The 22,328-nt window shown below is 58.5% G+C and carries 16 protein-coding genes and 3 pseudogenes; 13 read left to right on the top strand and 6 right to left on the bottom strand.

The features are described from left to right. Positions 1-285 precede the first annotated feature (285 nt). Positions 286-1,254, top strand: coding sequence for a glucokinase (gene glk / locus AU509_RS06155; protein WP_094117920.1), 969 nt, complete (start codon positions 286-288; stop codon positions 1,252-1,254). Here glk and pdxR read toward each other — a convergent pair. The 4 genes from pdxR to AU509_RS06135 all read right to left on the bottom strand — a co-directional run bounded on the left by pdxR (position 1,242) and on the right by AU509_RS06135 (position 5,657). After that, a complete protein-coding gene (gene pdxR / locus AU509_RS06150; RefSeq protein ID WP_094117919.1) occupies positions 1,242-2,759 on the bottom strand; it encodes a MocR-like pyridoxine biosynthesis transcription factor PdxR in 1,518 nt (505 codons plus the stop codon). The two genes, glk and pdxR, sit on opposite strands and share 13 nt — an antisense overlap. Before the next feature lie 88 nt (positions 2,760-2,847). Continuing rightward, positions 2,848-3,582, bottom strand: coding sequence for a carbonic anhydrase (locus AU509_RS06145; protein WP_094117918.1), 735 nt, complete (start codon positions 3,580-3,582; stop codon positions 2,848-2,850). Positions 3,583-4,182: 600 nt separating this feature from the next. Beyond that, the gene (locus AU509_RS06140) at positions 4,183-4,719 is read right to left on the bottom strand and encodes a DUF2726 domain-containing protein (RefSeq protein ID WP_176223459.1); all 537 of its coding nucleotides are present in this window, start codon (positions 4,717-4,719) and stop codon (positions 4,183-4,185) included. Positions 4,720-4,892: 173 nt separating this feature from the next. Continuing rightward, complete coding sequence (locus tag AU509_RS06135; RefSeq protein ID WP_094117916.1) at positions 4,893-5,657, bottom strand: SDR family NAD(P)-dependent oxidoreductase; 765 nt, start codon at positions 5,655-5,657, stop codon at positions 4,893-4,895. A 251-nt stretch (positions 5,658-5,908) separates the two neighbouring features. Here AU509_RS06135 and AU509_RS06130 point away from each other — a divergent pair, with 251 nt between their 5' ends. The 11 genes and pseudogenes from AU509_RS06130 (at position 5,909) to AU509_RS06085 (ending at position 18,173) form a co-directional block, all read left to right on the top strand. Continuing rightward, on the top strand, positions 5,909-7,225 hold the full coding sequence (locus tag AU509_RS06130) for an aspartate aminotransferase family protein (protein ID WP_094117915.1): 1,317 nt from the start codon (positions 5,909-5,911) through the stop codon (positions 7,223-7,225). Positions 7,226-7,484: 259 nt separating this feature from the next. After that, positions 7,485-8,318 carry an ABC transporter ATP-binding protein gene (locus tag AU509_RS06125; protein WP_094117914.1) on the top strand — a complete coding sequence of 278 codons (834 nt, stop codon included), beginning with the start codon at positions 7,485-7,487 and terminating at the stop codon, positions 8,316-8,318. Continuing rightward, positions 8,308-9,189, top strand: a complete 882-nt coding sequence (locus AU509_RS06120; RefSeq protein WP_094117913.1) for an ABC transporter permease — start codon at positions 8,308-8,310, stop codon at positions 9,187-9,189. Before AU509_RS06125 ends, AU509_RS06120 begins: the two co-directional genes overlap by 11 nt. Next, a complete protein-coding gene (locus tag AU509_RS06115) occupies positions 9,186-10,280 on the top strand; it encodes an ABC transporter permease (protein WP_094117912.1) in 1,095 nt (364 codons plus the stop codon). The genes AU509_RS06120 and AU509_RS06115 overlap by 4 nt, the downstream gene beginning before the upstream one ends. A 58-nt stretch (positions 10,281-10,338) precedes the next feature. Next, entirely contained in the window at positions 10,339-11,313 is a 975-nt protein-coding gene (locus AU509_RS06110) for an ABC transporter substrate-binding protein (protein WP_176223458.1), read from the top strand. 120 nt (positions 11,314-11,433) lie between these two features. Further along, positions 11,434-12,111, top strand: coding sequence for a TetR family transcriptional regulator C-terminal domain-containing protein (locus AU509_RS06105; RefSeq protein WP_254901533.1), 678 nt, complete (start codon positions 11,434-11,436; stop codon positions 12,109-12,111). Positions 12,112-12,583: 472 nt separating this feature from the next. After that, a complete protein-coding gene (locus AU509_RS06100) occupies positions 12,584-14,008 on the top strand; it encodes an NAD(P)-dependent oxidoreductase (RefSeq protein WP_085650692.1) in 1,425 nt (474 codons plus the stop codon). Continuing rightward, entirely contained in the window at positions 14,001-15,314 is a 1,314-nt protein-coding gene (gene preA, locus AU509_RS06095; RefSeq protein WP_094117911.1) for an NAD-dependent dihydropyrimidine dehydrogenase subunit PreA, read from the top strand. Before AU509_RS06100 ends, preA begins: the two co-directional genes overlap by 8 nt. An 81-nt stretch (positions 15,315-15,395) precedes the next feature. After that, positions 15,396-15,845 (top strand): amidohydrolase family protein, encoded by a 450-nt coding sequence (locus AU509_RS19030; RefSeq protein ID WP_254901532.1) that lies wholly within the window; start codon positions 15,396-15,398, stop codon positions 15,843-15,845. After that, positions 15,776-16,846 carry a dihydropyrimidinase gene (hydA, locus tag AU509_RS06090; protein WP_254901531.1) on the top strand — a complete coding sequence of 357 codons (1,071 nt, stop codon included), beginning with the start codon at positions 15,776-15,778 and terminating at the stop codon, positions 16,844-16,846. The genes AU509_RS19030 and hydA overlap by 70 nt, the downstream gene beginning before the upstream one ends. A gap of 44 nt (positions 16,847-16,890) precedes the next feature. After that, positions 16,891-18,173, top strand: a pseudogene (locus AU509_RS06085) (Zn-dependent hydrolase). Between the two features lie 140 nt (positions 18,174-18,313). Here AU509_RS06085 and AU509_RS06080 read toward each other — a convergent pair. After that, positions 18,314-19,570, bottom strand: coding sequence for a valine--pyruvate transaminase (locus AU509_RS06080; RefSeq protein ID WP_085650696.1), 1,257 nt, complete (start codon positions 19,568-19,570; stop codon positions 18,314-18,316). A gap of 391 nt (positions 19,571-19,961) precedes the next feature. On the opposite strand from AU509_RS06080, the pseudogene AU509_RS06075 reads away from it, so the two are divergent. Continuing rightward, a pseudogene (locus tag AU509_RS06075) lies at positions 19,962-21,169 on the top strand (aldose 1-epimerase family protein). 70 nt (positions 21,170-21,239) lie between these two features. On the opposite strand, the pseudogene ghrB reads toward AU509_RS06075, so the two are convergent. Next, positions 21,240-22,204, bottom strand: a pseudogene (ghrB, locus tag AU509_RS06070) (glyoxylate/hydroxypyruvate reductase GhrB). Between the last annotated feature and the right edge of the window lie 124 nt (positions 22,205-22,328).

Raw genomic sequence — 22,328 nt, 5'->3', positions numbered from 1 at the left:
GGAAATTTTACCGCGACGCAGCGGAGTCGGACGTATCCGGCTAGATTTGTGTCAGGGGTCGAGATAACCTTACCGAAACGTATTCCGCCGTGAAACCGGGGTCTGTTCGCGGGTCGCGGTCAGCGTCCAAGGTTCTGCCTTAAGCCGGGCGCTTCTTTTGCGGCCTAACGCCATCTCCCCGTCAGGAAAGCCCTATCCCGTTTGCCACGGGCGGTGCGCTGTCGGGCAATCGGTCGGTCATTTTGGGGTTGGGATACGCAGCCATCTAATCGGAGAACATAAAATATGCACCAGTATGCATTGGTGGGTGATGTGGGTGGAACGAATGCCCGCCTGGCGCTTTGTCAGTTGGATGACGGAGCGATTTCACGCAGCAAACAGTATTCGGTCGACGACTTTCCCAGTCTGGAAGCGGTGATCAACGCGTTTCTGTCCGAGCACAGCGAACTGACGATCAAAAGCGGCTGTATCGCCATTGCCTGTCCGGTCGTGGACGACTGGGTGGCGATGACCAATCACTACTGGGCGTTCTCCATCACCGATCTGCAACAGCGGCTGGGGTTCGACCGTCTGGACGTCATCAATGACTTTACGGCGGTCAGTATGGCGATCCCGGTGCTGCGGGAAGATGATGTGATCCAATTCGGCGGCGAGAGCGCCGAAGCGGGCAAACCCGTGGCGGTGTACGGCGCAGGAACGGGACTCGGCGTGGCGCATTTGCTGCCGGTGGCGGGCAAGTGGATCAGCCTTCCCGGCGAGGGCGGCCACGTGGACTTCGCGCCGAACAGCGGGGAGGAAGACACGATTTTGTCCGTCCTGCGTCACGATATGGGCCATGTGTCGGCGGAGCGTGTGCTTTCCGGTCCGGGGCTGGTCAATATCTATCGCGCGGTGGTGAAGGCCGACGGCCGCATGCCGGAGGATCTGAGTCCCAAAGCGGTATCGGAACGGGCGCTGGCGGATGATTGCATCGACTGCCGTCGCGCATTATCGCTGTTTTGCGTCATGCTGGGGCGCTTCGGCGGCAATCTGGCGTTGACGATGGGCACGTTCGGCGGCGTCTATATCGCGGGCGGGATCGTGCCTCGGTTTATGGAATTCTTCCGTCACTCCGGCTTCCGGGCGGCGTTCGAAGACAAGGGGCGCTTCAAAGACTATCTCGCACCCATCCCGGTCTTCATGATCTCTCATAAACAGCCCGGTCTGCTGGGCGCTGGCGCCTATCTGCGTCAGGCGTTGGGCTACACCCTCTGAAGCTCGCTGGCGGCGACATCGGGGTCGCCCAACGTGCGGAAAGTCTCCGCCAAACGGGCGATGCCCGGCGCAATCCGCGCCTCGTCGATAGCGTGAAAGCCTAACCGGAAAAAGTTGTCTGGCGCATTGGAACCCAAAAAATGCGCCTGTCCCGGTTCTATCAACACGCCCCTGTGCGCGGCCCGCCACGCCAGCTGATGCGTATCGACGCCCTCCGGTGCCTGTAGCCAAAACGCGTTGGCATGTTCGCTTCCCGCCATTCGGCGGCAGGCGGGCAGGCAGTGCTCCAACGCTTCATTCAACTTGTGCCACCGGCGCGCGGAGTCTTCGCGATAGCGGTGAAGATAGGCCTCGTAATAGCCCTGCGCCAGAAAATGGGCCATCTGATGTTGAATGTTGGTCGGCGGATGGCGATAGGACAGGCGACGCAGCGCCCGGAGCTCGTCAATCAGCTCGGCGGGGGCCACCAGAAATCCCAGCCGCAGGCCGGGGGACAGCGATTTGGACAGACTGCTGACGTAAATCACCCGGTTATGCACATCGCTGGCCTTCAGCGCGGCGCGCGGCTGTGGGTCCAGGTTGGTTTCCGAGTCGTAATCATCCTCGATAATGATCCGATCGTGCAGGCGCGCATACTCCAGCAGCGCGGTACGACGCGCGTTGCTCATCCGAATGCCGGTGGGCGCCTGATGACTGGGCGTGACGTAAAAATAGTCGCACTCGGCGGAGACGGCGTTTAACTGCAGGCCTTCGTGGTCCAGGGTATGCGGCACGATCTGCGCGCCCTGGAGCGCAAAGGTGTTCACCGCCTCGCGAAAAATAGGATTCTCCACGGCGACGCGGGTGCCGGGGTTAAACAGCAGCTGCGACAGGAGCGAAAGTGCGTTCTGCGAGCCGAGCGTGATGAGGATTTCATCGGCTTGAGCGATGATGCCGCGTTTGGGCAAAATTCGCTGTCGAACCTGTTCAATCAGCAGCGGTACGTCCTGATCGATATGGTCGTAGAGCCAGCGCTGGTCGCGATGCAGGCCGGTGATGCGGCGGGTGGTTTCACGCCACTGTTCAAGCGGAAACAGCTGGGTATTCGGCTGACCGTAGATAAACGGGAAGGGGTAGTCCATCCAGCGCGCCGGTTTCATGATGGCGAAGAAACCGCTTGGGCTGACGTTGAGTCGTTTGCCCCAGTCCGGCGGCTGCTGCGTTTCGTCAGGGATCTTTTGCTGGCGGCGGATCTCGGCGAGCGTCTCGGGCTGGTGATAGTCCGGATGCAGAAAATAGCCGCTGCGGGGACGGCTGATCAGATAGCCGTCGTTCAGCAGGCTTTCATACACCAGCGCCACGGTGTTGCGCGAAATGGCGAGCTGGTTCGATAACTTCCGACAAGACGGCAGCGGCTCTTCCGCCGGGAATACGCCCGTCAGAATGGCATCTATCAGCTTTTCGCGCAGCTGCTCCTGCAGGCTCCGGCTGGCGACAAAATCGATGTGCAGACAGCGATCGATCATCCTGTGGTCCTCATGGGTCTGAATAGCCTCAGGATGAGAGTAGCAATATCTATACCGAATCTCTTGCGGCAACGGAGCCTGCCCGGCGTTAATCGATCACGACACGGCCGTGCAGCGGCTGAGGCGGACGATTGTTGTGATGATGCATGACGGCGCTAAAGCGCTGAATCTGCTGTTCGGAGACCGTTTGCGGATGTTTCAGCACCATCCAACGCACGCCTTCGGTGCAAGGCGGGGTCGTCAGGGAGCCGCTGTAGCGGTAGTAGCTCAGATTCTGCGGGAGCAGTTTACGCAGCCGAATATGGGCGGTCAGTGCGTTCTCGTGAGCAATCTCGGTCGGCATCTGCTGCCAGATCTTGTCCAGTTCCGGGTTGGGCGCGCCGATGCGATACATAACGGCGACGACAACCGCCTCGCCCTGCGCATTGGTATGCACGAAGTGGCCTTCAAACGGAAAGGTTTTCCCATCAATTTGATTTTCACTCGGAGCGTGAAAATGAAACTGTTGCAGGGTAAATGCCTCGCCGTCGACCGTTAAGGTATCGCCTTTCTTATCTTCGACTTCGATCGTGTGACCGTTATTAATCACGCGCAGGCTGTCTTCTTGACTGAAATGCAACTGCAACGGCTTCTGATGCGTGTGCTGAACAGCGGTGATATTAATAGGCGACTGATACATGCCGTCGCCGCAGGTGTGGAAATCCGCGCCCCAATGAGCGGGATCGTGTTCCCCTTCGTAAGACCAATGGGCATGTTCTGCGCTCAATACCGGGGATGAACAGGCCAGAAATAAGCTGGCTGTAAATAATGGGATATATTTCATTAACAACTTTAACCTTAATCAGAAATCTATGGGGCTAAATTATACTGCGTTGTTAATCAGAGGTTTAGCGATAAATCCACATTGATTAAATAGGATTATGATCCTCGTCATAGGCTCGATAAATATCCTTAATAAGCTATTTTTTACGTCAATCACGGCTGAAATGGTGGATGGGAAACGGCTGGGACCCATTTGTTCCAGGTATGCGAAATAGATGAATGACAGGAGATTATGGTGTGCATGGCCTATGAGCAGATGGGAGAATACGGTTATGGTTCTTAGGGATATTCCTTTTGAATAAATATTATATATCCGATGTGAATTCTCCTCAGTGCCGTTTTTAACTTTTTATTTCCCTATATTAATACGTCATTAGCCATTGACTCTTTGTAAAAATAAACAGTATCCGAACAACAAATTTATTTTCATCGTCTCAGCATCGATGTGCAGTCATCCGATAAAGAGATATATCGTGATTAGCAGAGCTAAAAAACGTGATGAATTAATTCGTTATATAAAAAGCGCCGTTTGCGGCGCGAGAAATGAGTACTCAGTTTATCGGGGTAGGCTGATGATTAACGCTACTATTTAAATAACGACCTATCTGTTCGATATCATCGCTGTTGTAGTCATGATGAATTTCAAAATACTTAATCCCGGCCTTTCTGCACGCCTCCTTTTTGATGGCATCGCGGGAAATGGCATTGCCTGATAATGGCCGGTTCCTTGAAATTCGACTACGGCACAGGGGTCGCCATAGGCATTGATGATGACGAAATCGACACGTTTACTATTAATGGAACTATAGGCATTTTTATCTTTGGAATAGAGAATTTCGCCCAATGAAACCTGAGGGAAAATGCGAAAATAACAGTGGCGATCGTTAAGAAGCTTCTCGATTCTTTTGAATAGGCAATATTCGTCCTTATTCATCAATTTTCGTCGACCAAAATCGTTATTGGAAACGAAATATAGCTGATCGTGCGGATTGGCCGCGGTTCTTACTATTCGCTCTGATTGGTGTGTTTTTGGTTCGGATGTACGAACGCGCGGAGCCTGTGGTCTTCCTTTGCTGCGAGTGTACGACACGACGAGATAAACGCCGCCGATAAACAGAAGCCAGTCCTTGATATCCATGAATTTACCAACCCTTTCCCGATGATTGTGGTGAGTATCATTCATAAAATCATGGCGAAATCAATTTCATCGCGAGTAATGCAAGTCAGCGATAGTTTTCAGGCTTTGCTTATTTTGCTCTAACTAACTTCCCCCTCGCCACCCTTCTGACCGCAAGGGGGAAGCCCCCACCGTCAGCTGGGATCGCGGTCGATGGCGAATGCTGACCAGGCCTGACGCACCGGCATCACTTCCACGCGGTTGATATTGATATGGTCCGGCAGCGTGGCGATATAGAAGATCTGCTCGGCGATGTCCTCCGCCGTCAGCGGCGTGGTGCCGCGATAGAGCTGGTCGGAGGCGGTCTGATCGCCCTTGGTCCTGACCAGCGTGAATTCGGTTTCGGCGATGCCGGGGGCCAGATCGGTGACGCGCACGCCGGTGCCTTGCAGATCGCAGCGCAGGTTATAGCTGAACTGTTTCACAAACGCCTTAGAGGCACCGTAGACGTGGCTGCCGGGGTACGGCCATTGTCCGGCGATGGAGCCGAGATTGATAATGCTGGCCCCTTTGCCGGTGTGAATCAGCGTCGGCAGCAGCGCGTGAGTCACGTTCACCAGCCCTTTGACGTTGGTGTCGATCATGGTGTGCCAGTCTTCCAGCGCGACCGTCTGAGAAGGCTGCGGCGCCAGCGCCAGTCCGGCGTTGTTGACCAGTGCTTTCACCGCCTTGAAATCGTCGGGCAGGCTGTCCACGAGTGTCTGAACCGCCGCGGCGTCACGGACGTCAAGCGGGGCGATAAAGGTCGGCGTTTTTGGGGATAGTTCGTCATACAGCGCTTGCAGGCGTTCCGCCCGACGCCCGGTGAGGACTAACGACCAGCCCTGTGCGGCGAAGTGGCGGGCGGCGGCCTGCCCGAATCCGGAGGTAGCGCCGGTGATAAATACGATGTTTGGCATGAAACGTCTTCTCCCCTCAATCAAATGGTCCGTGGGCCTGCGGTGCGCTCCACGGTGAAAAAATGACTTTACGAATCCCGGCGGCACCGTCATAGGGCCAGTTGGGAAAAAGCGATGGGACACACCTTCTGGCCCAACGATTATCCGCAACTGGCTCTATCGCATCGGCCGGATTTGTTTTTAGTCTGCCATGACAGAGTTCGATTCCGATAGCCGCCGACCGTAAGACGGTCGTTGAGGAGGACAGAAAGATGACCGCACCATCAAACGCCACGGTCCGTCAGCTCGACAGACAGTATGTTTTTCACTCCTGGTCGGCGCAGGGCGGCTTAAATCCGCTGGTCATTGCGGGCGGCGAGGGCTGCCGTCTGTGGGACTACGACGGGAAGACCTATCTCGATTTCAGCAGTCAGCTGGTGAATACCAATATCGGCGCTCAGCATCCGAAGGTCGTGGCCGCGATCAAGGCGCAGGCAGATCAGCTGACGACGATTGCGCCCGCCACGGCGAATCTGGCGCGTGGCGAAGCGGCGAAGCGCATTGTGTCGCTGGCGCCGGAGAACTTCAGCAAGGTGTTCTTCACCAACGCGGGTGCCGACGCCAACGAGAACGCCATTCGCATGGCGCGTCTGTTCACAGGAAAGGACAAGATCCTTTCCAGCTATCGCTCCTATCACGGCAACACCGGCAGCGCTATCGGCGCCACCGGCGACTGGCGGCGGTTGCCGAACGACTATTTCCGCGGTCATATCCACTTTTTCACGCCATACCTGTACCGCAGTGAGTTTCACGCCACCACCGAGGAAGAGGAGTGCCAGGCGGCGCTGCATCATCTGCGTCGGACTATCGAGTGCGAAGGCCCCGGCACCATCGCCGCCATTCTGCTGGAAACCATTCCCGGCACGGCAGGGATTTTGATGCCGCCGCCGGGCTATCTGGCGGGCGTGTCAGCGCTGGCGCGTGAATTTGGCATTCTCCTGATTATGGATGAGGTGATGGCCGGGTTTGGGCGTACCGGTCGCTGGTTTACCTTCGAACACTACGGCATCACGCCGGATTTGATCACCTTCGCCAAGGGCGTGAACTCCGGCTATGTGCCTGCGGGCGGGGTGATCATTTCCGATCCGATTGCCCACTTCTTTGATGACCGGCTGTTCCCCGGCGGACTGACCTACTCCGGGCATCCGCTGGCGATGGCGGCGATTGTCGCGACGTTGGATGCGATGGCGGAAGAGGGAATTGTCGAGAACGCCGCGCAGGTCGGCGACAGCGTTCTGGCGCCTGGATTGCGCCAACTGGCAGAAAAATACGACATCGTCGGCGAAACGCGCGGTAAAGGCGTCTTCCACGCGCTGGAACTGGTGATCGATCCGGTTGCCAAAACGCCGATGCCCGCGGACAAAATGGCGCAACTCAAGGCCGACCTTTACGCGCGCGGCATGCTCGGTTTTCTGGCGGAGAACCGCGTCCACGTCGTACCGCCGTGCATCGTGACGGCCGACGAGGCCCGGCAGGGGTTGGCGATTATTGACGATGCGCTCGCCGCACTGACGGCAACGCTTAGCTGATCCTGACTCCTTATCCCGCTGTCCTCACGCAGCGGGATATACCCGCTTCCCACTGCGTAATTTCTTGCTCCATATCAACGCAAACGTGCCGTCATTTGCACCAATTTAGCCATAAATTATCGATATGTTGCTGACAACGTCAGTAATCCTGCGCATTTCGTAAGGTTATCCGCTCAAGCCTGAAAATGGCACGGAAATCGCATACATCAGGATGAGAAAACCTAACCACCCGGTCAAAATTGCCAGAGGGAGAACCGCAATGAGCCAATTCATGTCCGCTGAGGAACCCTCCGTCTTGACGCTGAAAACCGCGACGGCCAGACCCGCCGTGGTGGTGCGCGACGCCAACATCATTTATCCCTCGGCCGACCAGCCGGTGCATGCGCTGAAAGATATCAATCTGACCATCCGACAAGGCGAGTTTGTGTCGTTTATCGGGCCATCCGGCTGCGGGAAAACCACGCTGTTGCGCGCGATCGCCGATCTGGAGCCGTTAACTTCCGGCGAGGTGCGGGTCAACGACATGACGCCGTCCGAAGCGCGGCAGGCGGGCGCTTACGGCTACGTGTTTCAGGCGCCGGTGCTGCTGCCCTGGCGCTCGGTGCTGGCGAACGTGATGCTGCCGTTGCAGATCCAGGGGCGTCCGCCCGTCCAGAGCGAGGCCATCGCGCGCGAACAGCTGGCGCGGGTCGGGCTGGCGGGGTTCGAGAAAAAATTTCCCTGGCAGCTGTCCGGGGGGATGCAACAGCGCGTCTCCATCGCCCGCGCGTTGGGGTTCTCTCCGCAGATCCTGATGATGGATGAGCCGTTCGGCGCGCTGGATGAACTGACGCGTGACAACCTTAACCAGCAGCTACAACAGCTGTGGTATGCCGAACAGCGCACGATGGTCTTCGTCACCCATTCCATTGCGGAAGCGGTCTATCTCTCCACCCGTATCGTCATTATGTCGCCGCGCCCCGGCCGCATCGTCAAAGTGCTGACCTCGCCATTGCCGCCTGAGCGCGATCTGTCGTTGCGCGACACGCCAGAATTTATTCGTCTGGCGCAAGAGGTGCGGGAAGCGCTGGTGGAGGGGCACCATGAACACTAACGCTTTGCGCTATCACGCACTGCCGGTCGGGGTGATAGTGGTGGCCGCCGTGGTCAGTTGGTATCTGCTCGCCATCGCCCTCAACGCGCCGGGCGCGATCGAACGCACGCTGGCGCCGAAGGGTGCCTGGAGCTGGCGCGATCTGGTCAGCGTCACGCTGTCCATGCCGCGTCCGGTACTGCCCGCGCCGCACCAAATCATCGTAGATATCTGGACCAGCCTGACGCGCTGGCCGCTCACTTCACCACGCAACCTGCTGCTGCACACCTGGGTCACGGCCAGCGCCGCGCTGACGGGGTTCGCGATGGGGATCGTGCTGGGCATCTTGCTCGCGGTCTGCATCGTTCACTCCCGCACGCTTGATAAAGCGCTGCTGCCGTGGATTGTGGCGTCGCAAACCGTGCCTGTGCTGGCTATCGCGCCCATCGTGCTGATTATCTTGGGCAGCATGGGGATCACCGGGCTGCTGCCGAAAGCCACCATCGCCATGTATTTGTGCTTTTTCCCGGTGACGATCGCCGCCGTTCAAGGTTTGCGCTCGCCGCAGAAAATGGAGATGGAGCTGGTGCACACCTATGCCGCCAGCCGGGTCGACACCTTTTGGATGGTGCGGCTGCCGTCGTCATTGCCGTATCTGTTTCCCGCCTTTCGCGTCGCCATTGCCAGCGGGCTGGTGGGCACGATGGTCGCCGAACTGCCGACCGGCGCGCAGGCCGGACTGGGCGCGCGGTTGCTGACCGGCTCTTACTACGGCAACACCATCCAGATTTGGTCGGCGCTGGTCATGGCGTCCTTGTTGGGGCTGGCGCTGACGGCGCTGGTGAGCCAAACGGAGAGACTCGTGATGATGTCGCGCAAGGGGGGACGATGAAAGCAAAAGCAATCTCCGGCGTGGTGATGCTGGTTGCCGCGCTGTTGATGGTGCTGTTGGCGTTCAGCCAATGGTTAATGATCGGCGATGTCGCCGACCGTGACCTTCTGCTTGGCGTGATCGTGTTTGCCCTGGTTGCCGTGCTGCTGGGTTTTTCTCCCTCGTCGTCGCTCTGTCGTTGGCTGCTGTTGACGGTGCCTGTCGTGGGCGCGGCGGGTTGGCTGATCGTCCTCGACGGCGGCGGAGCCGCCTACTGGCTTGCCCTGACGGCGGTGGCGCTGCTGGCCTGCTTGAGTGTTCAGCGGCTGGCGGGCGTGAGCGACGTTGGCTTGCCGCCGAGTCTGGTGGCGACGCTGTTTGGCCTGTGGGTGCTGTATTTCTGGCAGCTGCTGGTGACCGTATTCGCGGTGCCGCAGGTGCTGCTGCCCACGCCGCTGGATATTGCGCGCGCGCTGTATGAGGGCGCGGGTCTGCTGGCGGGTGACGTGATGCAGACGGTGGTGAAATCGGTGCTGATTGGCTATGCGCTCGGCTGCGGACTGGGCGTCCTCGTCGCTTTGCTGATCGACAGGCTGCCGTTTTTGCAGCGCGGGCTGCTGCCGCTGGCCAATCTGACCAGCACCATTCCGCTGGTGGGCGTCGCGCCTATCGCTGTGATGTGGTTCGGATTCGACTGGCCTTCGAAGGCGGCGGTGATCGTGCTGGTCACGTTCTTCCCGGCGCTGGTCAGCACGCTGGCGGGGTTGCAGGCCAGCGGCAAAATGGAGCGCGAGCTGATGTACTGCTACGCCGCCAGCCCGCGCCAGACGCTGTTCTCATTACGTTTACCCGCCGCGCTGCCGTTCATTTTCGGCGCGCTGAAGGTGAATGCCACGCTGGCGCTGATCAGTGCGATTGTGGCGGAATTTTTCGGCTCGCCGACCGCTGGACTGGGCTTCCGCATCTCGACGGAGGCGGCGCGTATGCATATGGCGACCGTCTGGGCGGCGATTGTCGTCGCGTCGGTCATCGGGTCGCTGGCCTATGCCGCGCTGGTCAGACTGGAGAAACAAATTAACTTCTGGCATCCCGCCGTACGCGGTATGTCGTAATCGCGGTGCGGCCGCGAGACGGAAGCTTTGTGTTCACTTAACGCTGAGGATACCTCTGATGATCAAATGTTCTGCTATTCGTCGTGGGCTGTGGTTAGCCGCACTGTCTTTGTGCGGCTGTTTCTCGGCGTATGCCGCCGAGAAAGTCACGCTGCAGCTGAAGTGGGTGCCGCAGGCGCAGTTCGCGGGCTATTACGTCGCGCAGGAGAAAGGCTACTACCAGGATGAAGGGCTGGACGTGGTCATCAAGCCCGGCGGCACAGATATCTCGCCGGTGCAGGTGATCGCCGGCAAGTCGGCGGACGTTATCGTCAACTGGATGCCGGACGCGCTGGCGGCGCGTGAAGCGGGTGTGCCGTTGGTCAACATCGCCCAGATCTTCGACCGCTCGGGCATGATGCTGACCTGCAGAAAATCCAGCGGCGTGAATACGCCCGCTGACCTGAAGGGGAAAACGCTGGGCGTCTGGTTCGGCGGCAACGAGTACCCCTTCTTTAACTGGATGAACAAGCTGGGCTACAAGCCTGATGTGGATATCAAGGTGCTGAAACAGGGGTTTAACGTCGATCCGCTGCTGCAAAATCAGGCGGCCTGCATTTCCACCATGAACTATAACGAGTACTGGCAGCTGATTGATGCGGGCATGAAACCCAGCGATCTGGTGACGTTCCCGTATGAGGATCAGGGCGTTTCCACGCTGGAAGATGGCCTGTACGTGCTGGGTCCGAGCCTGAGCAATCCAGCGTTCGTCGCCAAAATGGCCAAGTTCCTGAAAGCAACGTATCGGGGCTGGAACTACGCGGTGTCGCATCCGCAGGAAGCGGCGGAAATCATCGTTGAGCAGGATGCGTCGGGCGCGGCTACGGTTGAAGTGCAACAGCGTCAGATGGAGAACGTCGCCAAGCTGATCACGCATGCCAACACGCCGCAAATCGGCTATCTCGATCCGGCCGCCTACCGTCGTACCGTGGGTGTACTGCTGAACAGCGGCGGAACGCCGGTCATCAAAAAAGATCCGGCGATGCCGCAATGAGCCACGTGGTGTGGGACGCCGCGGCAAAATAACGACGGTCGCTCAGGACAGACTCTCGTCGCCAGGGATGGCGGCAGTTTCCGCGTAACAGTGAGAACGTGAATGATGTGGAATAGCAAAGTGTCAGACGCACAGGCTTCCTCGCTCCCGAATAGCGCTCGACCCGCCGAACGTGCCGAAGAGACGGAGAAAGGGCGTATCCGGCAGGATAATGAGGCCATCATTTTGCAGGCGGCGGAGCAGATCTTCGCGCGTTACGGTTTCAAAGGGGCCACGATGGCGCTGATCGCCGAAGCGGCCGGTTTACCCAAGGCCAACCTGCATTACTACTTCGGCAACAAAGAAACGCTGTATTACACGGTGCTGGATGACATTCTGCACGACTGGCTCGCGCCGCTGGATGATTTTCAACCGCAGGCCGACCCGAAAACGGCGATTGAACGCTACGTCATTCATAAGATGTGCTTTAGTTTCGAACATCCCGAAGCATCGCAGCTGTTCGCCAATGAAATACTGCAGGGCGCACCCAGGGTGCATGCGCGTTTGCAGACGGAGCTGCGCCAGCTGGTGGACGAAAAGTCAGCCGTACTTGAAGGCTGGATCGCCGCCGGAAAAGTGAAGCCGCTGGATACCCGTCACTTCTTTTTCTCTGTCTGGTCCATGACTCAAACCTACGCGGATTTCTCGGTGCAGATCGCCGCTGTGATGGGCGAAGACGAGGGATTGGCCGTGCAGCAGCAGCGGGCTACCGATCATGTCCTGAGCTGCGTATTTCGCATTTGCGGGCTGGCGTCGTAGCCAACTCCCTCTTTCCACTGGGGCTGTGTGGATAGAGACTCGCCGCCGAGATTAACTTTACGCGGCTTGGTTCCACATATTGCCGCAACCTGTCGTGATTTCCCCTGAACATCGCTCTGCGTGATAGCGGCCCTCCGTTTTTCTTTTTCTGCCTCGAAAGATCGTGATTGATCATCTTTGCTGCAAAAATGGGGCGAATTGCACCAAATGGAGACGATTGTGTGTCCATCATGAAAAGTTATGGCTTGATAACCCCTTGTTTTACGTGGGTTCGCTATTAGGCAAAAAGATGGCACATTAATCGCATTGTTAATTTAGAAAACCTAACCAGTTGGTCAGGATTTACTCTCGCGCCGCCGCTTCGTGTGCTTGAGCATCATGATGAGCAAGAGGCACCCGGCGACATCGCGCGCCAGCTTAGATCATTGCACGCCCCTGTTTCCGACAGGGCTTGGACAGAGGAGTTCGACGCATGAAAAACCAGACCCCCGCGGGGGTAAATACTCCCGGCATCCGGGCTGAACGGCTGATGGAGGAGGAGTACGCCCGTCAGTTTAGCGACAGCGCGCCCCCCCTGACCGGCACGCAGGCCGTGATTGAAGCGGATCGCTGTTACTACTGCTTCGACGCGCCCTGTACGCGGTCATGCCCGGCGGATATCGACGTGCCGAGCTTCATTCACCGCATCGCGCAGCACAACGTGCGCGGTGCCGCCGAGGCCATTTTGCATGAGAACGTGCTGGGCGGTATGTGCGCCCGAGTTTGTCCGACGGAAACGCTGTGCGAGCAGGCGTGCGTGCGCAACGATCAGGACGGTAAACCGGTGAAAATCGGCCTGCTGCAACGCTTCGCGACCGACGCCTACTTTGCCAATCCGGGACGACCGCTGTTTATGCGGGCCGCCGCCACCGGCAAAAGCATCGCGGTAGTAGGGGCGGGACCGGCTGGATTGACCGTGGCGCACCGGCTGGCGGTGAGCGGTCATAACGTGGTGATCTTCGACGCCCGGCCCAAGCCCGGCGGCCTGAACGAATACGGGCTGGCGGCGTACAAGACGACCGATGACTTCGCCCAGAAAGAGATCGCCTGGCTGCTGTCCGTCGGCGGCATTGAGCTGCGTCTCGGTCAGCGGCTGGGGCGCGATATCACGCTGGAGCAGCTGCGGGCCGGGTTCGATGCGGTATTCCTTGGCATGGGGCTTGCAGGTGTCAATGCGCTGGGTATTCCCGAAACGCCGCTGAACGGCGTGCGGGAAGCGGTCGACTTTATCGCCGAACTGCGTCAGGCACCGGATCTCAGCCAGGTGCCTGTTGGCCGTGAGGTGGTAGTGATCGGCGGCGGAATGACCGCCGTCGATGCGGCCGTGCAGGCTAAAAAACTGGGCGCGCGCGATGTCACGCTGGTTTACCGCCGCGGCGAGGCGGAGATGAAGGCGTCGGTCCACGAACAGGAGTGGGCCAAGCAGTGCGGCGTCACGCTGCGTTTCTGGTCTGCGCCGCAGGCCATCCACGGCGAACATGGCGCGGTGACGGGCGTATCGTTCGCCGTGATCCAGAGCGAAAGCGGCAAGCGTGTCGCCAGCGGGGAAACCTACACGCTGCCGGCGGACATGGTGCTGAAGGCGATTGGGCAGACCTATGACCCACAGCCGGCGGGTGACGCTATCCGACTCCATGATCGGCGTATCGTGACGGATGAGTCGGGGCGGACTTCAGTACCGGGCGTCTGGGCGGGCGGCGACTGCTGCGCCGACGGACTGGACCTGACGGTGGATGCGGTGCGGCAGGGCAAAATCGCCGCCCGCGCTATCGATCTGGCCTTAACCGTGTCGGGACGCCAGGTCGTCAACGACGCATCGATTTCTGTATCGCTCGACCGGGGGTGTGCGCATGGCTGATCTCAGTACCGAATTTTTGGGCATCAAAAGCCCGAATCCTTTCTGGCTGGCCTCCGCGCCGCCGACGGACAAAGAGTACAACGTGGTGCGGGCGTTCGAAGCCGGCTGGGGCGGCGTGGTGTGGAAAACACTGGGGATCGATCCGCATGTGGTCAACGTCAGCGGCCCGCGCTACGGCACCTTGCTGGGCGCCGACCGACGGGTGCTCGGCCTGAATAACATTGAACTGATCACCGACCGTTCGCTGCACGTCAATCTGGAAGAGATCGCCCGCGTGAAGCGCAACTGGCCGGATCGCGCCATGATTGTGTCGATTATGGTGCCGTGCGAGGAGGAAGCCTGGAAATACATTCTGCCGCTGGTGGAGCAAACCGGCGCTGACGGCATCGAGCTGAACTTCGGCTGCCCGCATGGCATGAGCGAGCGCGGCATGGGCGCGGCGGTGGGTCAGGTGCCGGAGTATATCGAGCGGGTGACGCGCTGGTGCAAGCAGTATTGCAGCCTGCCGACCATCGTCAAACTGACGCCCAACATTACCGACATTCGCTATCCGGCCCGCGCGGCGCGTAGCGGAGGCGCTGACGCGGTATCGCTCATCAACACCATCAATTCGGTGATTGGGGTGGATCTCGATCAGATGAGCATCCATCCCAATACCGGCGGCAAAGGTTCACACGGCGGCTATTGCGGCCCGGCGGTGAAGCCGATTGCGCTCAACATGGTGGCCGAAATCGCCCGCGATCCGGACACCGTGGGATTGCCTATCTCCGGCATCGGCGGCATTTCCACCTGGCGCGACGCCGCCGAATTTATCTCGCTGGGCTGCGGCACGGTGCAGGTCTGTACGGCGGTCATGGTGCATGGCTTCCCGATTGTGCGCGACATGATCAACGGCTTGAGCAACTTCATGGACGAGAAGGGCTACCGCACGCTGGACGATTTTCGCGGACGCGCCGTGAGTAGCGTCACCGACTGGCGCTACCTCAACCTGAACCACGTCGACAAGGCGGTGATTGACCAGTCGACGTGCATCAAATGCGGGCGCTGTCATCTGGCCTGCGAAGACACCTCTCATCAGGCCATCACTCATACGAAAGATGGCGAGCGCCATTTTGAGGTGAAGGAAGAAGACTGCGTGGGCTGCAACCTGTGCGTTTCCATCTGCCCGGTGGAAAATTGCATCACGCTGCGCAGCCTGGCGCCCGGCGAGGTGGATGTGCGGACCGGCAACGTCGTCAGCGAAAAATACGCTAACTGGACCACACATCCCAACAACCCGATGGCGACCGAGGCCGACGCGCTCTGAACCGCGCGCGTTTTCACCACTGACGGTGTCGGCTTCCGCGGCAAGCGGGTGCGATCACCGGCGAAAAAGAGGGATACAACGATGAGTCACACTCTGTTGATTAAAGGCGGCACCGTCGTCAATGCCGACCGCCAGTTCCGCGCCGACGTGCTGTGCGTCGACGGCGTGATTGCGGCCGTGGGCGATGCGGCCACGTTTGATGTTCCGGCGGGTACGGAGGTGGTGGACGCAGGCGGTTTGTACGTCATGCCGGGCGGCATCGACCCCCATACGCACATGAATTTTCCGTTTATGGGCACCGTCACGGTGGACGATTTTTACAGCGGCACGGCGGCGGCGCTGGCGGGCGGTACGACGACCATCATCGACTTTGTGATCCCAAACCCTCAACAGTCGCTGATGGAGCGTATCAGCTCTGGCGCGGCTGGGCGGAAAAGTCGGCGGCCGACTACAGCTTTCACGTGGCCATCACCTGGTGGGACGAAAGCGTACACCGGGATATGGGGACGCTGGTGCGGGAAGAGGGGGTGAACAGCTTCAAGCACTTTATGGCCTACAAGAACGCCATCATGTGCGACGACGAAACGTTGATGAACAGTTTTCGTCGCGCGCTGGAACTGGGCGCCATGCCGACGGTGCATGCCGAAAACGGCGAGATGGTGCACCTGTTGCAACAGCAGGTCTTGTCGCAAGGGATCGTCGGACCGGAAGGACATCCGTTGTCGCGGCCGCCTGAGGTCGAAGGTGAAGCCGCCAATCGCGCTATCACCATCGCCAATGTGTTGGGGGTCCCGATTTACGTGGTGCACGTCTCCTGTCAGGAGTCCGCCGAGGTGATTGCCCGCGCCCGTGCTCGTGGCCAGCGGGTCTACGGCGAGGTGTTGGCCGGGCACCTAACGATCGACGACAGCGTCTATCTCGATCCGGATATTCGCAAAGCGGCGGCGCACGTCATGAGCCCGCCATTCCGACCCAAGGGGCATCAGGAGGCGCTGTGGCGCGGGCTGCAGTCCGGCCAGTTGCACACGACGGCGACGGATCACTGCACGTTCTGCGCCAGCCAGAAAGCCGCCAACGGCGGCGATTTCACCAAGATCCCCAACGGCTGTGGCGGCGTGGAAGAGCGCATGGCGGTGGTGTGGGACGGCGGCGTCAACACCGGGCGTCTGACGCCCAGTGAGTTCGTGGCCGTCACCTCCGCCAACACCGCACGGCTGTTCAACCTCTATCCGCGCAAAGGCTGTGTGACGACGGGCGCGGATGCGGATCTGGTGCTGTGGGATCCGAACGGCAGCAAAACACTCTCTGCCAAAACCCATCATTCCCGCAACGATTTCAACGTCTTTGAAGGTCGCACGGTCACCGGAATACCGGTGTATACCATCAGCCAGGGCATTGTGGTCTGGGCCGACGGCGACCTCCGGGCGCAGGAAGGGGCGGGTCGTTATATCAAGCGTCCGGCATTTGGTCCGGACTTCAGCGCGGCCGCCGCATGGGAAAAAGCCCGCGCGCCGCACAGCGTTCAGCGCTAACCGCTGAACAGAAACAGTGATGCATTGACCGTGAGGAAGCGACGATGAGTAATGACATGTTATCGGTAGCGGACACCGTGACGACGGCCGACATGCGGGTGAACGGCGAACGTCTTGGGAATCATTGATGGAACTGGCGAAGATCGGCGCAACGCCAAAAGGCGGGGTATGCCGACTGACGCTGACCGATCTCGACCGGCAAGGTCGCGATCTGCTGGTGAGCTGGGGCAAGGCCGCCGGCCTGTCGGTCGAAGTGGATAAAATCGGCAACGTCTTTATGCGCCGGCCCGGCCGCAATAATGCGCTGCCGCCGATTGTGGCGGGCAGCCATATCGATACACAGCCGACCGGCGGTAAGTTCGACGGTAACTTCGGCGTGCTGTCTGCGTTGGAGGTCATTCGTACGTTGAACGATCAGAAGATTGAAACCGAGGCCCCGGTCGAAGTGGTGTCCTGGACCAACGAAGAGGGTTCCCGTTTCGTACCGGTCATGATGGGATCCGGGGTGTTTGCCGGCGTCTTTCCGCTGGAATATGCCTACGCCGCGACGGACGTGGACGGTAAAACGGTCAAAGACGAGCTGGAGAATATTGGTTATGTCGGGCCGCAAACGCCGGGCGATCATCCCATTGGCGCCTACTTCGAAGCGCATATCGAGCAGGGGCCGATTCTGGAGGACCAGGATATCGAGATTGGCGTTGTGCAGGCGGTGCTGGGAATCCGCTGGTACGACTGCGTGGTCACCGGCATGGAGTCACACGCCGGGCCGACGCCGATGGCGATGCGTAAAGACGCGTTGCAGGTTTCCACGCGCATCATGCAGGAAGTGATCAACATCGCCGACCGCTTTTCGCCGCACGGCCGCGGCACGGTTGGGATGGTGCAGGTGCATCCTAACAGCCGTAATGTGGTGCCGGGCAGCGTGAAGTTCTCCATCGATTTTCGCAACATCGACGATGCCTCGGTCGCGCAGATGGATGAGACGCTGAAAAAGTACATCGAGGCTCTGACGCAGGAAACCGGTCTGGATATTCAGCTGGCGCAGGTCTCGGATTATCCTGCGGCGCCGTTCCATCCGGAGTGTAAAGACGCGGTGCGCAGAGCGGCGCAGGCGCTGGGGTATTCGCACATGGATATTGTTTCCGGCGCGGGCCACGACGCGGTTTACATGAGTATGCTGGCGCCGACCGGGATGATTTTCATCCCGTGCAAGGATGGCATCAGCCACAACGAAATCGAGTACTCGTCGCCAGAACAGGTGACGGCGGGGGCTAATGTGCTCTTGCATGCGGTGCTGGAAACGGCGGGTGTCGCAGGGCGAGGTTAAACGTCGGCGTGGCAGAAAGCATCCGCCCACGGCATAGCGCTGGGGGCGGATGAGTCTCTCCAATCGTGCTCAGTGGCGGGTAGGGGGCGTTCGTCGTGAAGCCTGCTATAACGCCGAGCGGACAACGCTCGGCAGCGTGCTTACACCACCGTTTCCTGCATGGCGCGTTCCACTTCCTCCGCCAGAATGGCGATCCCCTGCTCAATCTTCTCCGGCTCCGGCACATAGTTCATGCGCAGGCACTGGTAGGCGTGCGGCCACTCCTGCGCCAGTCCGGGGAAGAAGTGATGGCCGGGAACCATCAGCACGCCGCGCTGTTTCAACCGCTGATACAGCGACTCGGTGGTAATGGGCAGATCCTTGAACCACAGCCACAGGAAAATCGCGCCTTCCGGTTTGTGGATCAGGCAGCGTTCCTCCGGCAGATAACGACGGATGGTCTCGATCGTCTGCTGAACGCGTTGCTGATAAAACGGACGCACCACCTCGTTAGACAGCCTCAGCAGGTCGCCGCGCTGGATCATTTCGTGTGCGATAGCAGGACCGATAGAGCCGGGCGCCAGGTTAATGATGCCGTTCATATTGCTCATCGCTTCAATCACCTCTTCGGCCGCGATGACAATACCGCAGCGGGAGCCGGGCAGGCCCAGCTTGGAGAGGCTCATGCACAGAATGATATTCTGGTTCCACAGCGGCGTGGCGTCGCTGAAGATGATGCCGGGGAACGGGACGCCGTAGGCGTTGTCGATAATCAGCGGAATTTCATGCTGACGCGCCATGGCATCCAGCTGACGCAGCTCGTCGTCGGTCAGCACGTTGCCTGTCGGGTTGGTCGGGCGTGATACGCAGATCGCCCCGATATCATCGGTAATGTGCAGCTGTTCGAAGTCGACGTGGTATTTGAACTGCCCTTCCGGCAGCAGCTCTATCTGCGGACGCACGGAGACAAACATGTCTTCGTCCAGCCCGGAATCGGCATAGCCGATATACTCCGGCGCCAGTGGGAACATCACCTTGCTGCGGCTGCCGTCGCTTTTTTGTCCGCCGAAGAGATTAAATAAGTGGAAAAATGCACTCTGACTGCCATTTGTCAGAGCAATATTCTGTGGTCCTATCTCCCAGCCCAACGTCTCGCGCAGCAGATCAGCTAGTGCATTCAGGAACGTATCTTTCCCCTGCGGCCCATCGTAGTTGCATAGCGCATCGGTCAGTTTGCCTTGCTCCAGCAGATCGCCGCACAGGGATTTAAAGTAGTCATCCATGGCCGGAATATGTGCGGGGTTTCCACCGCCAAGCATGATGGCGCCGGGCGTGCGCAGCCCATTGTTCAGGTCGTCCATCAGTTGAGTAATACCGGAGCGGCGGGTGAATTTGTTGCCAAAGACGGAAAAGTTCATAGCTTGTCAATAAATGCTGAAACACGAATGAGGCCGCCACCTTACCCCGTGTATTATCCCGGTGCAACGCGGGATGAATATCGCTTTCTTCATTTATGCTACTGGTATTGTTTATTTCGGCATAAAATATCGTCGTGATTAGTTTCGCTTTGTGGTCGTTCCTAAACGCGCCTGCGGGAGCTGAAATCGTGTCAGCTACGACCTGCTTTACCTCCCACTTTCAGTGCAAAAAATTCAAAAACACTTAACAATTTTGTGACTTCATCGGCAAATACACGTCAAAAAAACAGCATAAATACAGGCAGTGATGGCAATCACATTTTGGCCGGTTCGGGATTTGTAGTCTTCAATGGTAATAGCTAAATCAATTCAGCCACTGAGGATACATAGCATGAAAAAGTTATTGGCTCTGGGCGTTTCCCTGGCGTTGGTTTCCTGGCAGATTTCAGCCCAAACGTTTGTGCTGACCGATGCTGAAACTAACGTGGAAAAGGGCAACTGGAAGGTCGGTAGCGACTCGTTGAAGGCGAAAGCTCCGGCATTCAGCATCGAGCAGAAAGTGCTGCACGGCGGGCGTCAGGAAGGCAGTAAGATTATTACCATCACCAGCCTGATGGATTGCAGATTACGCTGAGCCCCACGCGTGGCATGGATTTGCTGCATGTGACCGGTAAAAATATCCGCCTTGGGTGGGACTCTCCGGTGGATGAGGTGGTCAACCCGAATACCATCACGCTGGAAAGTCGCAACGGGTTGGGGTGGCTCGAAGGCTTCAACGAAATGATGGTGCGCTGCGGCTATGAATGGACCGGCCACCCGGTCACCAGCGACGGCATGCTTTATACCCTGCACGGCCGCGCTGGTAATACCCCCGCCTCTAAAGTGGTGGTGGATATTGACGACCAAGCGCCGCATACGATCGTGGTGCGCGGCCTGCTGAAAGAAAACAGCTTCAAAAAATCCAATCTGGAGACGTGGACCGAACTGCGCTACGTTCCGGGCAGCGAGTCGTTCACGATTCACGATGTGCTGACCAACAAGGCGGATTACCCGCGCGATTACCAAATCATCTATCACAGCAACTTTGGGAAGCCGATTCTGGAACAGGGCGCGCGTTTCGTCGCTCCAGTCAAAGAGATCTCACCTTTTAACGACTATGCGAAACCGGGTCTGAAAGACTGGGAGACCTATCAGGGACCGACCAAAGACTTCGATGAGATGGTATTTAACGTTGCGCCTTATGCCGATAAAGACGGCAAGACGCTGGCGGCATTGGTGAACAAAGCGGGCGATAAAGGCGTTTCGATTGCGTTTGATACCCGCCAGCTGCCGGTATTGTCCCTATGGAAAAATACGGATACCGAAAAGCAAGGTTATGTGACGGGGATCGAACCCGGCACCAGTTATGCCTATCCGGTCACCGTCGAACGCAAGATGGGGCGTGTGAAACAGTTGCAACCTGGGCAAAGTACGACGTTCGAACTGACTTATAGTCTGTTGAGCAACGCGGATGCGGTGCAGAAGACAGAACAGCGGGTGAAAGAGATTCAGGGGAGCCAGTCGACGACGGTAACGGAGACGCCGATGGCAGTGGAATAGTTTTTCTGCGGTCATGATTTTCTCTGACATCCCCGGTCAGCGAAAGCGGCCGGGGATGTTGACGTTCAGATCATGATCGTGACGGGGGCGGGTTGACGCAATTTTCTTTCACGTCGCCGGTGAGTGCGGCGATCAAGTTATCCACCGCACAGGCGGCCATGGCATAACGGGTTTCGTGGGTGGCGGATCCGATGTGCGGCAGCGCCACCACGTTGGGCAGCGTCAACAGCGGTGAGTCCGCGGGCAGCGGTTCGGTTTCGAAGACGTCCAGGCCCGCGCCCAGCAGTGGACCATTACGTAGCGCATCAATCAGTGCGGCTTCATCGATGACGGGACCGCGACCGATGTTGATCAAAATGGCGCCGGGCTTCATTTTCGCCAATCTTTCGCGATTGAGCAGATGACGCGTTTGTGGGGTCAGCGGCAGCGTGATGCAGAGGAAATCCGATTCGGCCAACAGAGTGTCTAACTCGTCGTAGTGGGCGTTGAAGCGCTGTTCGGCTTCAGGATGACGGTGGCGGGCGTGATAGCGGACAGGCATGTTGAAACCGAAGTGGGCACGTTGCGCGACCGCCATACCGATGCGGCCCATGCCGAGTATGCCGATCGTTTTGTGATGAACATCAACGCCGTACCAGTCGCGGCCGATACTGCGCTGCCACTCTCCGGCTTTGACGCGTTCTGCGGATTCGAGCGCGCGGCGGGCTGTCATCAGCATTAGCGTTATCACCGTATCCGCCACGGTATCGGTCAATACGGTAGGCGTGTGCATCAGCAGCGCATTTTTTTGATTTAACGCGGCGACGTCGATATTGTCGTACCCGACAGAAACGGTCGAGACTGCGCGCAGGCGCGGCAGGTGGGAAAGAAACGCCTGATCGATTTGACCGCCGGCCCCGATCAGCCTTCAGCTTTTGCCAGCGCAGGATCGTCGACCGGTGGGAGGCCTTGAAATTCGTTGACGGTGAAGTGAGATGACAGACGAGCGCGTAAGTCTTCGGGGATACGACCGTACAAAATAATTTCAGGTTTCATGAGTAGCTCCGCTATGACGGGGGATCGTCGATAAGATTGGAGAAATAACCCGCAGAAGGGTGACTGAGTCTAAAGAATACTGCAAATTAGTGAATCAAATTAAAAGAAATAGTGTCATATCATC

Origin of the sequence: Lonsdalea britannica, assembly GCF_002111595.1 — a bacterium.
Classification (GTDB): Bacteria; Pseudomonadota; Gammaproteobacteria; order Enterobacterales; family Enterobacteriaceae; genus Lonsdalea; species Lonsdalea britannica.
This window is presented reverse-complemented; position numbering and strand designations above follow the sequence as displayed.

Excerpts from the sequence above, each read along its gene's own strand:
- AU509_RS06125 (WP_094117914.1), top strand. The coding sequence starts at position 7,485 with ATGAGCCAATTCATGTCCGCTGAGGAACCCTCCGTCTTGACGCTGAAA.
- AU509_RS06140 (WP_176223459.1), bottom strand. The coding sequence starts at position 4,719 with ATGGATATCAAGGACTGGCTTCTGTTTATCGGCGGCGTTTATCTCGTC.
- preA (WP_094117911.1), top strand. The coding sequence starts at position 14,001 with ATGGCTGATCTCAGTACCGAATTTTTGGGCATCAAAAGCCCGAATCCT.
- AU509_RS06100 (WP_085650692.1), top strand. The coding sequence starts at position 12,584 with ATGAAAAACCAGACCCCCGCGGGGGTAAATACTCCCGGCATCCGGGCT.
- AU509_RS06130 (WP_094117915.1), top strand. The coding sequence starts at position 5,909 with ATGACCGCACCATCAAACGCCACGGTCCGTCAGCTCGACAGACAGTAT.
- AU509_RS06145 (WP_094117918.1), bottom strand. The coding sequence starts at position 3,582 with ATGAAATATATCCCATTATTTACAGCCAGCTTATTTCTGGCCTGTTCA.
- glk (WP_094117920.1), top strand. The coding sequence starts at position 286 with ATGCACCAGTATGCATTGGTGGGTGATGTGGGTGGAACGAATGCCCGC.
- AU509_RS19030 (WP_254901532.1), top strand. The coding sequence starts at position 15,396 with ATGAGTCACACTCTGTTGATTAAAGGCGGCACCGTCGTCAATGCCGAC.
- AU509_RS06115 (WP_094117912.1), top strand. The coding sequence starts at position 9,186 with ATGAAAGCAAAAGCAATCTCCGGCGTGGTGATGCTGGTTGCCGCGCTG.
- pdxR (WP_094117919.1), bottom strand. The coding sequence starts at position 2,759 with ATGATCGATCGCTGTCTGCACATCGATTTTGTCGCCAGCCGGAGCCTG.
- AU509_RS06110 (WP_176223458.1), top strand. The coding sequence starts at position 10,339 with ATGATCAAATGTTCTGCTATTCGTCGTGGGCTGTGGTTAGCCGCACTG.
- AU509_RS06080 (WP_085650696.1), bottom strand. The coding sequence starts at position 19,570 with ATGAACTTTTCCGTCTTTGGCAACAAATTCACCCGCCGCTCCGGTATT.
- AU509_RS06135 (WP_094117916.1), bottom strand. The coding sequence starts at position 5,657 with ATGCCAAACATCGTATTTATCACCGGCGCTACCTCCGGATTCGGGCAG.
- AU509_RS06120 (WP_094117913.1), top strand. The coding sequence starts at position 8,308 with ATGAACACTAACGCTTTGCGCTATCACGCACTGCCGGTCGGGGTGATA.